The organism is Streptomyces pinistramenti (genome assembly GCF_020564935.1).
GTDB lineage: Bacteria > Actinomycetota > Actinomycetes > Streptomycetales > Streptomycetaceae > Streptomyces > Streptomyces pinistramenti.
In genome coordinates this window covers 141,369-155,030 of sequence record NZ_JAJCXB010000002.1, presented here as the reverse complement: position 1 = coordinate 155,030, position 13,662 = coordinate 141,369, and the positions used below count along the sequence as shown (strand labels likewise).

The 13,662-nt window shown below is 72.4% G+C and carries 10 protein-coding genes and 1 pseudogene; 6 read left to right on the top strand and 5 right to left on the bottom strand.

Going from position 1 to position 13,662, the window contains the following annotated elements:
* Window positions 1-645 precede the first annotated feature (645 nt).
* A complete protein-coding gene (locus tag LIU39_RS02215; protein WP_227044224.1) occupies window positions 646-1,488 on the top strand; it encodes a VOC family protein in 843 nt (280 codons plus the stop codon).
* A gap of 141 nt (window positions 1,489-1,629) precedes the next feature.
* On the opposite strand, the gene LIU39_RS02210 is transcribed toward LIU39_RS02215, so the two are convergent.
* The gene (locus LIU39_RS02210; RefSeq protein ID WP_227043929.1) at window positions 1,630-1,818 is read right to left on the bottom strand and encodes a DUF6381 family protein; all 189 of its coding nucleotides are present in this window, start codon (window positions 1,816-1,818) and stop codon (window positions 1,630-1,632) included.
* Between the two features lie 376 nt (window positions 1,819-2,194).
* Between LIU39_RS02210 and LIU39_RS02205 the strand changes: the two genes are divergently transcribed.
* The 3 genes from LIU39_RS02205 to LIU39_RS02195 all read left to right on the top strand — a co-directional run bounded on the left by LIU39_RS02205 (window position 2,195) and on the right by LIU39_RS02195 (window position 5,846).
* On the top strand, window positions 2,195-3,013 hold the full coding sequence (locus LIU39_RS02205; RefSeq protein ID WP_227043928.1) for a SigB/SigF/SigG family RNA polymerase sigma factor: 819 nt from the start codon (window positions 2,195-2,197) through the stop codon (window positions 3,011-3,013).
* A gap of 124 nt (window positions 3,014-3,137) precedes the next feature.
* Window positions 3,138-4,721 (top strand): FMN-binding glutamate synthase family protein, encoded by a 1,584-nt coding sequence (locus LIU39_RS02200; RefSeq protein WP_227043926.1) that lies wholly within the window; start codon window positions 3,138-3,140, stop codon window positions 4,719-4,721.
* Between the two features lie 240 nt (window positions 4,722-4,961).
* On the top strand, window positions 4,962-5,846 hold the full coding sequence (locus tag LIU39_RS02195) for an SCO6745 family protein (protein WP_227043924.1): 885 nt from the start codon (window positions 4,962-4,964) through the stop codon (window positions 5,844-5,846).
* A 21-nt stretch (window positions 5,847-5,867) separates the two neighbouring features.
* Here LIU39_RS02195 and ligD read toward each other — a convergent pair whose 3' ends face one another.
* Together ligD and LIU39_RS02185 are read right to left on the bottom strand one after the other, a co-directional pair.
* Window positions 5,868-6,782: a non-homologous end-joining DNA ligase gene (gene ligD, locus LIU39_RS02190; protein ID WP_227043922.1), complete on the bottom strand. Its 915-nt coding sequence runs from the start codon at window positions 6,780-6,782 to the stop codon at window positions 5,868-5,870.
* 951 nt (window positions 6,783-7,733) lie between these two features.
* Window positions 7,734-8,060, bottom strand: coding sequence for a hypothetical protein (locus LIU39_RS02185; protein WP_227043919.1), 327 nt, complete (start codon window positions 8,058-8,060; stop codon window positions 7,734-7,736).
* A gap of 144 nt (window positions 8,061-8,204) precedes the next feature.
* On the opposite strand from LIU39_RS02185, the pseudogene LIU39_RS02180 reads away from it, so the two are divergent.
* Window positions 8,205-10,595, top strand: a pseudogene (locus tag LIU39_RS02180) (phosphoketolase family protein).
* A 37-nt stretch (window positions 10,596-10,632) separates the two neighbouring features.
* On the opposite strand, the gene LIU39_RS02175 reads toward LIU39_RS02180, so the two are convergent.
* Complete coding sequence (locus LIU39_RS02175) at window positions 10,633-11,286, bottom strand: HhH-GDP family DNA glycosylase (protein WP_227043916.1); 654 nt, start codon at window positions 11,284-11,286, stop codon at window positions 10,633-10,635.
* 370 nt (window positions 11,287-11,656) lie between these two features.
* Here LIU39_RS02175 and LIU39_RS02170 point away from each other — a divergent pair, with 370 nt between their 5' ends.
* A complete protein-coding gene (locus LIU39_RS02170) occupies window positions 11,657-12,049 on the top strand; it encodes an ArsR/SmtB family transcription factor (protein WP_227043915.1) in 393 nt (130 codons plus the stop codon).
* A 27-nt stretch (window positions 12,050-12,076) separates the two neighbouring features.
* On the opposite strand, the gene LIU39_RS02165 is transcribed toward LIU39_RS02170, so the two are convergent.
* A complete protein-coding gene (locus LIU39_RS02165; RefSeq protein ID WP_227043912.1) occupies window positions 12,077-13,471 on the bottom strand; it encodes an FAD-dependent oxidoreductase in 1,395 nt (464 codons plus the stop codon).
* Window positions 13,472-13,662 lie beyond the last annotated feature (191 nt).

The following is a 13,662-nucleotide window of genomic DNA, read 5'->3' as shown; positions in this document are numbered from 1 at the left end:
GGAATCGTGGTATTCGACGGGATCCCTTCCGTGCTCGGCGTCCCGATGAGCTGTTCGGCGGATCTTGAGTTCGCCCCCGCGGGCTCTGCGTGCGTGCCCGGGTGCCTCCATCGGACTCCGGATACGGCGAGATCGCATCCCGGCGCACGGCATGAACCGGTCCGGGCGGCGGGCCACCGGGAGTGCCGCTGTGGCCCGGGGCCCCCGCCACTCCGCGGGCCTGCGGGGCGTACCGATGCGGGGCCCGATGTGCGCCCCGGTGGGGGCCGCTCCGAGGATGAGCGTCAGTACGCAGAGGTTCACGCACGCAGAGGTTCACGCCCCGTTTGAGCGAGGCCGGGGTCCGGGCCGGGAGGCCGCCGACGAGGACGGAGCTTCGGCCAGTCGGGCGACGGAAAAGCCGTTGCGGACGGTCACCGAGGAGCGGTCGCGCAGCCGGCCCGCTCGCGCGAGCGGGCCGTGGGCAGGCCGGGGGCGTACCGTCGAAGACGGGCCCGCGGCCCGCAAGCTGCGGCGCGGCCACCAGGCGGCGCGCGCAGGATGCTCCGACCCGTGCCACCCGGACCGCCCGCCGCTCGACAGCATCAGCCGCGCCCCACGGCCCCGTCCGGTTCCACGGCCCGTCCGGGAAGGGAGACGCCCACCATGACGACCGCAGAACACCGCACACCCGTCGGCAGCGGGCACATCGTCCCCGTGCACGGCGCGCCCTGCTGGGTGCACCTGATGTCCCGCAACCTCCGGGCGGCCCAGGACTTCTATGCCGACGTCCTCGGCTGGCGCTTCCGCCAGGGGAGCCTGGGTGACGAATTCTGCGTCGCCCTGGACGGCGGGCGGCCGGTCGCCGGGATGGCGCAGCTCTCCGACCGACTCCGGGGCGCCGTGGCATGGACCCCGTACTTCGCGGTCGACAGCGCCGACGACGTCGCGGGGCGGGTCAGGGAACGCGGTGCCACGGTCGCCGTCGGCCCGCTCGAATTCGGCACCGGGCGGGCAGCCCTTGCGGCCGACCGCGACGGTGCGGTCTTCGGGTTCTGGGAAGGCCAGACACTCCGCTGGTCGGTCGGCCACGGCAGCGCCCCGGTGTTCCTGGAACTCCGCACCCGCGACGCGTTCGCGGCCGCCATCTTCTACGCGGAGGTCTTCGACTGGGCCACTACGGAGCCGGGCGGCTGCGATGTCACCTACGAGCACGACCAGGTCATCGTCCGGCAGGAGCAGCACCTGGTCGCAGCGTTGCGGGGCGGCGGTGTGGAGGAGGCGCCCGACCCGCAGATGCGGCCCCGCTGGCACGTGCACTTCCGGGTCAGGGACCTCGAAGCGGTGACGGCCGCGGCGGTGGCGGCCGGCGGCGCCGTGCGGTCGACGGCCCCGGTGGCGGGCGGTTCCGGCCACCGGGCAGTGATCAGCGACCACGAGGGGGCGCTCTTCACGGTGTCCGAAGCGACGCAGGAGCAGGAGGCGGCGGCCGACAGCGGGAGTCGGTGACCGGCGCGGCACGGGGCGCCGAGCTGCTCTCCGTACGTCTCGCGCATACACGCGGCCGGCGGCCTCCGTTCCCAGGTTTGACGGAACGGAGGCCGCCGGTCGCGTGCGTGCTCACGGCGGGGCCGGAGCGGGTGGGCAGCGTCAGAGCGAGGGGTGGATGTCCCCGCTGCCCATGCCGCTCTCCTGCTCGCTCCTGCTCTGCAGCTTCTGGGCCTTGGCCTTGAGCCGCTCGCGCTTGTCGGGATCATTGGTGCGCTGGGCCTCCTCCTCCAGCTGCTGCGCCTTCTCGCGCATCTGCTGGAGCCGGCCGCGCGTTTCGTCGCCGCTCATGATCACTCCTCGGATGGATGGGATGGCACCCACCCTCAGCGAACCAGGGCACGCCCGCTTCGGCACCTCGAACCCGCTCCGGCCGTCACGGTCACCCTGCGCGACGCCGCCCGGGGGCGGGCCGTCCCGGGGGCCCAAGGGGCGCAGCCCGTTCGTTCCAGCCCACTCCCCGCACCGTTCCACAGCGTCCCACAGCGGCGAACGCCCTGCTCGGAGGCCATTCCACAGTCGTCGGCCGACCTCGGTCACGACCCTGTCGCGCAGGCTGCGGGACTGTTGCAGAGTGGAAGGGACGAAACGGGAACCAAGTGAGGGAACGGGCAGGCCGGAAGGCTGCCGCGGCTGCGGGACCACCGATCGGAAGGCGGTGTGCGGGATGGCTTCTCCTACCACGCCCGGCCGGAATCCGGCATCTGCCCGACCCGGCCGGCATCCGCAACTGGATCCGGACACCAGCGCCGCCTTCCACGAACTGGCCACCTTGCCGGACGGCCCCCGCAGGCAGCGGCTGCGCGAGGAGATCGTCTGCGCATGGCTGCCGATGTCCCACCGCCTGGCCAGGCGGTACAGCGGCCGCGGGGAGAGCGACGAAGACCTGCGCCAGGTCGCCGCCCTCGGCCTGCTCAAGGCCATCGACCGCTTCGACCCGCAGGCCGGTACGGCGTTCGGTGCCTTCGCCGTCCCCACGATCATCGGCGAGATCAAGCGGCACTTCCGGGACGACCTGTGGGCCGTGCACGTCCCTAGGCGCGCCCAGGAACTGCGCGCCCAGGTGCACCGCGCCCGGCTGGAGCTCTCCGTACGCCCCGGACACGCCGCAATCACCGTCCAGGACGTCGCGGCCCACACCGGCATGTCCTACGACGACGTGCTGATCGGCCTGGACGCGCAGAAGACCTTCACCGCCCTCTCCCTGGAGCGTCCGCTCGGCGGCGAGGGCACCCAGCAGACGCTCGGCGACCTCGTCGGCCAGGAGGACCCGGCCCTGGGACTCGTCGACGACCGGGAGGCCGCCGCCCCGGGCCTGCGTATGCTGCCCGAGCGCGAGCGCCGCATTCTCTACCTGCGGTTCTTCATGGGCCTGACGCAGAGCGAGATCGCCTCCCGCGTCGGCGTCTCGCAGATGCACGTCTCCCGGCTGCTCCGCAGATCGTGCGACTACGTACGCGAGCAGGCCCTCGCCCCGCAGCCCTGACACCCGCGCGGCCCGGCGCCTTCGCCCGTGGACAGCCGCTCCACGCGACGTACCGTCTCCCCGCCGAAGAAGACCGGCGTGCCGCACCCGGTGCCACAGCGGGGACGTGCGGTTGACTCGCCAGATGTTCCGACTGGCATGTGTCGCACTGACCGTATGCGCCGCCCTGGCTGCCGTGGCGGCGGCCGTACTGTTCTCAGCGTGGTGGTGGCTGCCCGCCGCCTTCCTGCTGCTGCCGGCCGTGATCGGCGTGGGGGACCTGCTGCAACGCAAGCACTCGGTGCTGCGCAACTACCCCGTGGTGGGCCATCTCCGGTACGTGATGGAGCGCATCCGGCCGGAGATGCAGCAGTACTTCGTCGAACGGAGCTTTGACGGCCGCCCCTTCGACCGCGACGTGCGCAGCATCGTCTACCAGCGCGCCAAGGGCACCGAGGCCGAGGAGGCGTTCGGCACCGAACGGGACGTCTACGTAGCGGGATACGAATTCCTGGTGCCGTCCATCGCTCCGCAGCCGGTCCCCGACGAGCCGCCCCGCGTCCGTATCGGCGGCCCCGACTGCACCAGGCCCTACGACATGGCCCTGCTCAACGTCTCGGCGATGAGCTTCGGGTCGCTGTCCGCCAACGCGATCCTGGCCCTCAACAAGGGGGCCGCACAAGGTGGGTTCGCGCACGACACCGGGGAGGGCGGCATCTCCGAGTACCACCTGAGGCACGGCGGCGACCTCGTGTGGGAGCTGGGCACCGGATACTTCGGCTGCCGGACCCCGGATGGCGGCTTCGACCCCCGCGTGTTCGCCGACAAGGCGGCGCACGACCACGTGAAATGCGTGTCGCTCAAGCTGTCCCAAGGCGCCAAACCCGGCATCGGGGGCGTCCTGCCCGGCCGCAAGGTGAACGCCGAGATCGCCCGGGTCCGCGAGGTAACCGAAGGCCGGACCGTGGTGTCGCCGCCCTACCACCGGGTGTTCAGCACGCCCCGCGAGCTGGTCCGGTTCCTCGCCGGGATGCGCGAGTTGGCGGGCGGCAAACCCACCGGTTTCAAGCTCTGCGTCGGTTCCAGGAGCCAGTTCCTCGCGGTCTGCAAGGCGATGCTGGAGGAGGACGTCGCGCCGGACTTCATCGTCGTCGACGGCGCGGAGGGCGGCACCGGCGCGGCGCCGCTGGAATTCGCCGACCACCTGGGCACCCCGCTGACCGAGGGCCTGATCACCGTCCACAACGCCCTGGTAGGGACCGGCCTGCGGGACCGCATCAAGCTCGGCGCGAGCGGCAAGGTCGCCACCGGCGCCGACCTCGTCAAACGGCTGCTGCAAGGCGCCGATTACACCAACGCGGCCCGCGCGATGATGTTCGCCGTCGGCTGCATCCAGGCCCAGCGCTGCCACACCAACACCTGCCCCGTCGGCGTGACCACCCAGGATGCCCGGCGCGCACGGGCACTCGACGTCGACGACAAATTCCGGCGGGTGCACCGCTACCAGGAGGCCACGGTCCGCAGCGCCCTGCAGATCATGGCGGCCATGGGAGTACGGTCCCCCGGCGAACTCGGCCCGCACCAGCTGCGCCGGCGCCTGGATCCGCTGACCGTCCGCTCGTACGGAGAGCTGTACGCGTGGCTCAGCCCCGGGCAGTTGCTGGCCGAGCCGCCGGAGGAGTGGGAGCGCGACTGGGCGGCCGCCGATCCGGACCGGTTCACGGTCTGACCGGGCGGGGCGGCGAGTTCCCCTCGGCGCCCGGAAAATTCCCTGGCATCGCGCCCGCCCGAACCGCCGCTGTCTCAGGGCGATCCCCGAGTCTGCCCTGACCTTCGCCGGTACCTGTTCCGGCGGCGATGTACGCGACGGTAACGTGCGAGGCGATGGAGCTGCGAAGACGCACATCAGCAGGGAGGCGGGGGAATCGTGCAAGGGCAAGCGCAGAGGCAAGAGGACGGTCACGCGCAGGTGCCGCGGCAGACGGCGCGGGCACTGTGGCTGCTGACCGAGCCGCTGCACGCGGTCAGTTACTTCGACGAGGGCTGCCGGGGCCTGGGCAGGGCCATCGGCCTCAAGGGCTTCTGGATGGGGTACTTCGCCGCCCGCACGGCCCCGCTGGGCGCCGTGGACGCCACGCTCGCCACGGCGATACTCGGAGTCTTCGCCCCCGGAATGCTCGCCCGCTCCCTGCCCGCGGCCTGGCAGTCGGTTGCCCCTGCGCGTGTCCTGGATGCGCGGGCCCGTAGCGCGGCCGGCGCCCTGCGCGCGATCGACCCGGCGGTCGAGGCATCCGCGGGCCGGGTGACGCCCGCACTCCGGACGATGGTGGAGGACGCGCCGGCCCTCGCCCGCCCGCTGTTCGCGGCGAACCGCCCACTGTGCGACCGCGCCGACCCGGTGGAAGCGCTGTGGCAACTGGCCACTGCGCTACGCGAGTTCAGAGGTGACGCGCATCTGGCCGTGCTCGCCGACCACGGCTTGGACGGATGCGAGGCGCTGGTGCTCGCCGTCGCCTGCGGCAGGGTGCCCAGGGACACCATGCGGCAGGACCGCGGGTGGAGCGAGGAGGAGTGGGCGGCGGCGGAGGAACGGCTGCGGTCCCGCGGCCTGGTGGACGGGCAGGGCGGCGCGACGGGACGTGGCGCGGCGGAGCGGGCCCGGATCGAGGATTCGACGAACCGGCTCGCGGCACGGCTGCTGCGCCCGCTCCCGGAGGCCGAAGCCGACCGGCTCTTGCGTGAGCTGAGACCCGTGGCTCATCGCGTCCTGGCCGCCGGCACCCTGCCGTTCCCGAACCCGATGGGCCTGCCGGCTCCCGCAACGGACGGCTCGGGCGAGGGCTGCGGAGTGTGAGAGGGGGCGGGCGCGGCGCCGTCAGCGCAACGCGTCGAGTCGCTTACGGGCGGTGCGCAGAGAACGCCCGTGGCGGAGCACACCCGTCCAGGGATCGGAGCGGGCCTGTGCCAGCACCGCGTCCACGTCCTTCAACGACCAGCTCCGGGGGGTGAGTTCGGGATCGTCGAGCAGATCCCAGGTGATCGGGGTGGCGATGGGACCGCCCGGCTTCGCCCGTACGGACCAGGGCGCGACGGCGGTCTGCGCGTAGCTGTTGCGCTGCATGTCGAGATAGAGGCGGCCGCCGCGGGCGTCCTTGCGTACCGCGGTGGTGAGGTGCTCGGGGTGGCGCTGCGCGAGCACGTCGGCCATGTCCTTCGCGAGGAGTCGGGAGGTGTCGAAGTCCGCGTTGCCGGTGAGCGGGACCGTGATGTGCAGTCCCTTGGATCCGGTCGTCATCAGGGTGGCCGGCAGGCAGAGTTCTTCGAGGAGAGCGCGGACCTGCCGGGCGGCGTGGCGGACCGGCTCGAAGTCGGTACCCGGCGGGTCCAGATCGAAGATCAGCCGGTCCGGGCGCCGCGGGCGGTCGGCGCGAGCGGGCCAGCGGTGCAGGGTGATGCATGCCTGGTCGGCGAGGAACAGCAGAGCGGCCGTGCTGTCGCAGACGGTGTGGGTGACCGTGCCGCCTTCCTTGCCGACCTCGGCCCGCCGGATCCAGTCCGGGTAGTGATCGGGGGTGTCTTTCTGCATGAAGTGCGGACCGCCAAGCCCCTCGGGAAGGCGCTCCAGCATCAGTGGCCTGCCCCGCAGGTGAGGGAGCATGTACGTCGCCACTTGCCGGTAGTAGCCGATGAGATCGGCCTTGGTGAAGCCGTCGTCGGGGAACAGCACCTTCTCCGGCCGGTGGATCTCCACCGTGCGGCGACCCGCCCGCACGCTCTCCGTGTTGCTCATGCGGGCCGGGGTACCCGTTCGGCGAGATCTTAAGCCCAGGCGTGCGGGGGCGTGGCGTGGACCGTAGTGGGGAGGTCGTGGTGCGGGCGGGGCGGGGGCAGCGGTCGCGGGTGGCCGGCGGCGAGAGGTGGGGAGGGGAGGGGGAGACCGGAGCATGTGGGGAGACGCCGTGCGGGGCCGGGCCGCGGGATGCGGATCGTCGGGCCGGGCATGAGGGGGCGGAGCCGAGATGCCCCGTGTACGTGACGTGTGGATCGCCGGGCACCGGGAAACCGGGAGGGACGGCCCGCTGAAACACCCTGCGTGCTGAACCGCTTCGGGCACGTGCGAGCGGCGTGGTGAGTGGCTCCGTGATAGGGGTCGACGGCCGCGAAGCCGCGAGGTATCGCAGGGAGGAAGGAAGAATGATGACCACCGAACCGTCTCCCGGAGGGCCGGCCCCCGTGCCCAGCGGACCGGGCCCCATTCCCCGCGAACCCCAGCCCCGGGGGCCACAACCCCCTGAGCCGGACCAGCAGCCCGGCAGGGAACCCGGACCTCGACCGGACCACGACCCGGAACGGGAACCGGAACCTGGTGCGCCCGAGCCTCCCGACTGAGCCGGACGGACGGGACGGGGCGGACCAGCCGGACGGGGCGGATGAGTCGGACGGGCGGCCGGGGCCGGGACGGATCACCCTGCCCGCGCCGACCGGTGCTCCGCAGCGATGCCGGGCCCTCCGCTCCCAACGGACCCGTGCCGCCCTCTCCGTTCCGACGCCGCGGGGCAGGTACGGAGACCACGCCCCGTCCGAGTTGTGGCCACGATCCGCGTGGCACAGGGTGGAACGGACGGCCGGAAGCAAGGACGGCTGGACGGGCGCAGGCGTCGGCTGGACAGCCGCCCGGACTCCGCCCCGGGCCGACGAGCGGGCTCGTGGTGCCGCCGACGGCCGGACTTCACCACAAGGCTCACGGGTAGCCCGCGAACGCCGCGCGGCGGAAGGACGGGTGTGGAACGAGCCGGTGCGGAACGGGTGCCGAGCCGGACCCGCCGCGAATCCGGAGGCCGATGAAGGGCGCGTCCCATGTCGCCGGATTCGGCGAGGCTACCCGGTTCGTACGGCTGGAAGGACGTCGCCGATACGTCGACCATGCGTCGCTGATGCCGTCCCCTGCGGCGACGACGCCGACACGTTCGTGGAAGGAGTACACGCCCGCACCGAGGAGGGTTTCACCGAAACGGCCTTCACCAAGGTCGCCCAGGTGCAAATCGGCGGCAGCCAACAGGAGCGCCATCAGGAACCGTTCTCCTGTCGGACAGAGCAGAAACTCCTTCCGGCACCACACACTCTCTGACCGTCCCCCACTCGGCACACCTCCACCGACCACCAACCACCGCCTCCGGAGCCCCACCCCCCCCCCCCCCAGGAGATTCCTCCTATGCCCACCCCACAGGAGAAAGCCACCGTGGCGAGTGTCCTCGCCCCCGAGGAACTGGGGGAGTTGCAGGCGCACTGGCGAGCGGCCAACTACCTTGCCGCCGGGCAGATCTACCTGAGAGCCAACCCCCTCCTCCAGGAGCCGCTGCGCCCGGACCACATCAAGCCGCGGCTGCTCGGCCACTGGGGCACGTCGCCCGGGCTCAACCTCGTGCACACGCACCTCAACCGCGTCATCAAGGCCCGTGGTCTGGACGCCCTGTGCGTCTGGGGGCCGGGGCACGGCGGTCCGGCCGTGCTGGCGAACTCCTGGCTGGACGGGACCTACACGGAGACCTACCCGGACGTGAGCCGGGACGGGGCGGGCATGGCGGAGCTGTTCCGGCAGTTCTCGTTCCCCGGCGGGGTGCCCAGCCACGTCGCCCCCGAGACGCCCGGATCGATCCATGAAGGTGGCGAACTCGGCTATTCCCTCGCCCATGCGTACGGCGCGGCGTTCGACAACCCCGGACTGCTCGTGGCCTGCGTGATCGGTGACGGCGAGGCCGAGACGGGTCCGCTCGCGGCATCCTGGCACGCCGACAAGTTCCTCGACCCGGTGCACGACGGCGCCGTGCTGCCGATCCTGCACCTCAACGGCTACAAGATCGCCAACCCCGCGGTCCTCGCCCGTATCCCCGAGGACGAACTCGACGCACTGCTGCGCGGCGTGGGCCACGAGCCGATCCACGTCACCGGCGACGACCCCGAGACGGTCCACCGCGCGATGGCCGCAGCCATGGACCGTGCCCTGGATCGCATCGCTCGCGCACAGCGCCGCGCCCGCAAGGAAGGGGCGACCGACCGCCCCCGCTGGCCCATGATCGTGCTCCGTACGCCCAAGGGGTGGACCGGCCCGCACGAGGTCGACGGGAGGCCCGTCGAAGGCACCTGGCGCGCCCACCAGGTCCCGCTGTCCGACGTCCGTGAGGACGTCGGCCATCTGCGGCAGCTGGAGGCATGGCTGCGGTCCTACCGGCCGGAGGAACTCTTCGACGCCGAGGGCCGGCCGCGGCCGGAGGTGCTCGCCTGCGTGCCGGACGGCAACCGCCGGCTCGGCGCGTCCCCGCACGCCAACGGCGGCCTGCTCGTACGCGACCTGCCGATCCCGCCGCTGGAACGCCACGCGGTGCGCGTCGACGCCCCCGGTAAGGAGCTGCACGAACCGACCCGGGTGCTCTGCGGCCTCCTGGAGCGCGTGATGGCGGCGACCGCCGGGCGGCGCGACTTCCGCGTCGTCGGCCCGGACGAGACCGCGTCGAACCGGCTGGAGGCGCTGTACGAAGCCACCGGCAAGGCATGGCAGGCCGAATTCCTCGCGTCCGACGAGCACCTGTCCCGGGACGGGCGGGTCATGGAGGTGCTTTCGGAGCACCTGTGCCAAGGGTAGCTTGAGGGCTATCTCCTGACCGGCAGGCACGGTCTCTTCGCCAGTTACGAGGCCTTCGCGCACATCGTCGACTCGATGGTCAACCAGCACATCAAATGGCTCAAGACCGCCCGTCGGCTGCCCTGGCGCCGCCCCATCGCCTCCCTCAACTACCTGCTCACCTCGCACGTGTGGCGCCAGGACCACAACGGCTTCTCCCACCAGGACCCCGGCTTCGTCGACCACGTCCTGAACAAGAGCCCCGAAGTCGTCCGCGTCTACCTGCCGCCGGACGCCAACACCCTGCTGTCCGTGGCCGATCATGCGCTGCGCTCCCGCGACTACGTCAATGTGATCGTGGCGGGCAAACAGCCGAGCTTCGACTGGCTGTCGCTGGACGAGGCCCGTGCGCACTGCGCGCGCGGCGTCGGCGTCTGGGAATGGGCCGGTACGGAGAACGGCAGCCGTGACCCCGACGTCGTCCTGGCCTGCGCCGGCGACGTGCCCACCCAGGAGACCCTCGCCGCCGCGTCCCTGCTGCGCCGGCACCTTCCGGATCTCGCGGTCCGGGTCGTCAACGTCGTGGACCTGGCGCGCCTGCTGCCGCACGACGAACACCCGCACGGCATGCCGGACTTCGAGTACGACGCCGTCTTCACCCGCGACACACCGGTCATCTTCGCCTACCACGGCTACCCCTGGCTGATCCACCGGCTCACCTACCGGCGCTCCGGGCACGAGCAGCTGCATGTGCGCGGCTACAAGGAGGAGGGCACGACGACCACACCCTTCGACATGGTGGTCCGCAACGACCTCGACCGGTACCGGCTGGTGATGGACGCCGTCGACCGGGTGCCGGGCCTCGGCGGCCGCGCCATCGCCGTCCGCCAGGCCATGGCCGACGTCCGCACCCGGCACCACGCCTGGATCCGGGAGCACGGTACGGACCTGCCGGAGGTCGTCGAGTGGACCTGGGACGGCTGACGGAGACGAGCCCCTGCCGGCGCCGTGTCCGCACGCCTCAACCGCTCGCCTCCCGCACGTCATCCACCACGTGCTGGTCCAGTGCCGCCCGGACGAGCCCGGCCGCGAACCCCGCGATCTCCCCGGCACCCACCAGCCCGGCCAGCTTCGCGGGGTCCTCGGGCAGCCCCAGCCGCCCGGCGCCCCGGAGGGCCTTCTCATCGAGGAACGGCGCGAACTCCTGCCATACACCCTGCACTTCACGGAGGAAGATGGCGGACCCCGCGGGACCGATCCCCGGCACCTCCTGCAACGCCCCGCGCAGCGCCGCGCGGTCGCCGTCCACCGCGTCCCGCATCCGCCGCAGATCGCCCCGGTACCCGTCCCGCAACAGCTCGGCACCGGTGCCGAGCTGGGTCGCCGTGCGCTCGTCGTAGCGCCGGTAGCCGCCCTCGCCGAGCGCGTCGACGCGCTGCTGCCAGGTGGCCGACGCCATCGACCCCGGCGCCCGCAATCCCGCCGCGAACAGCTGCCGCGCGGCCGACACCGCGACCGACGCCCGGATTCGGGCGCTGAGCAGGGACGACAGCACCAGCAGCTGGTAAAGGGGCTGCGGGGTGTCCTTCATGCGGATGCCCGCATCCACCGCGTACGTCCTGCCGTGCCGCTCCGTGAGGCGGCGGGCCACGGCCTGGTGCCCGGCCCCGCTCATGACGCACCCCCGCACGGCCGCGCCGCGCCCCGGCGCTCGGGCCCGACCGCCGGCCGTCCACTGTGCGAGCTGACCACCACGTCATCACCCCTCGTTCGCGCACGTCCGCCGGTATCCCCCTTCCGTTGTCTCACAGCCCGCCCAGCCCCGCCCGCGCGCGTCGGACAGAGCGATACGGGACGGGGCCTCGCCCTTCACCGGACGCCAAGCGGCAGACGACTCGCCGCCCACCGGGCCGGGCCCGCCGCGAGTCGCGGTTCACGGGCACCGCAGGGCAGCGGACTCCGAACTACGATGCTCCTCGTACAATGGAGACGGGTGCGGACCGATCCGGCCCGCAGAACCTCGTAGCCGCACGTCAGGAGCCGCCATGCAGACCGATACGACGCCTGCCGGCGTCCCGAGCGGCTCGCGGGTGCTGGAGCACCCCCGCCGCGAGGCCATCCGGCTGGCCGATGTGCTCCACGCGCTCGCCGACCCGATGCGGCTGCGGATCGTCTGCCGGCTGGCCGCCGCCGACGGCGAGCTGAACTGCGCGGACACCGAGCTGCCGGTGAGCAAGTCCACCTGTACCCACCACTTCCGCGTGCTGCGCGAACACGGCGTCATCCAGCAGATCTACCGGGGCACCGCCAAGATGAACGCGCTCCGCCGCACGGACCTCGACGACCTCTTCCCCGGCCTGATCGACGGCATCCTCCGGGCGGCCGACCTCCAGGCCGAACGCCTGGGCAACACCTGCCCCACGGGACACTCGGGCTGACCCGCAGGACACCCGGGCCCGCGCGTCTCACCGCACCGCGGCCCCGCCGTCGTCCGTGCGCGCCGCCGCCAACAGGCCCTCCCAGTCCGCCAGTTTGACGCTGCCGCGCCCCAGCCGCCGGCCGAGCGCGGCCTCCGCCGCCTCGATGCGCAACCAGCCGGACCAGGGGACCGGGTCCTGCCCCGCCCGCCGCAGCGCGGCCACCGGATCGTTGGCCACCGTACGCACGGCGAGCGCGCCCGCGTCCTCCAGCAGGGCCGCCGCGGTCTGCTTCGCGCACGGCCGGTTGGTGCCGATGACCCCGGTCGGGCCCCGCTTGATCCAGCCCGCCACATACACACCGGGGCACGGTACGCCGTCGCGCAGCACCCTGCCCTCCCGGTGCGGGACGGTCCCGCTCGCCTCGTCGAACGGCAGCCCCGGCTGCGGCGTCCCCCGGTAACCGACCGAACGCAGCACCACCTGCGCAGCGATGTCCTCGTACGCGCCGGTGCCGGTCACCCCGCCGTGCCCGTCCGGCGCGGTCCGCTCGAAGCGGACGGCGCGCACGCCCGTGACGGCGTCACCCAGCACCTCGACGGGACGCAGGAAGAACCGCAGACGGATCCGCCGCCGCGGTACGCCGGGCCGCGCAGCCGCGCCATCCGCCGGCCCGGTCCCCTGTGACCAGCCGCGGAGCACCTCCACATTGCGGCGGACCGCGGCCGGCAGCGCACCGGGATCGCGGAACCCGGGATCCAGCGCCAGCTCGGCGACGTCCACACGGACCTCGGCGCCCGGCAGCGCGCCCAGCTCCCGCAGCTCCTTGGTGGTGAACCTGGCCTGGGAGGGCCCTCGGCGGCCGACCATCCAGATGTCCGTCACACGGCTCCCTGCGAGCGTCCGCAAGGCGTTCTGCGGCATGTCCGTACCGGCGAGGTCGGTGGCGCCGCGCGCCAGGATCCGTGCCACGTCCACCGCCACATTCCCCACGCCGACGACCACCGCCGACCGTGCGGTCAGCGCGAAGCGGGTCTCCGCGGCGTCCGGATGGGCGCTGTACCAGGAGACGAAATCGGTCGCCGCATGGCTGCCGGGCAGGCCCTCACCGGGGATGCCGAGCCGCCGGTCGGCGGCGGCGCCCACACAGAAGACCACCGCGTGGAAGATCTCCCGCAGCTGCTCAGGCGTCACGCCTCCGGCGCCCACCTCCACATTCCCCAGGAAACGCACCCGGGGATGTTCCAGCACGTTCCGCAGCGTGCCCTGCAGCGATTTGATCTTCTCGTGGTCCGGAGCCACGCCGTAGCGGACCAGGCCGTACGGGCACGGCAGCCGGTCGAGGACGCATACCTCGATGTCCGGTACGGCCTGCTGCTCGATCAGGGACTGGGCGGTGTAGACACCGCTCGGCCCGGAACCGATCACTGCGACACGAAGCACGGGTGGCCCCTCTCGCGAAGTACCCCCAGCATCGCACCGCCGGGCGCCGCGTGCGGGAGCTGCGCTATCGGGGTTGTCCCGGTGCGATGAGCGTGCCGCGGGACTGGGCCGGGCGGGCTGGGCGCTACGTTTCCCTCGTGTCGGAAAGCGACTTTTATACCGTTAATGACCGATATAAAGCTCACAGTGAC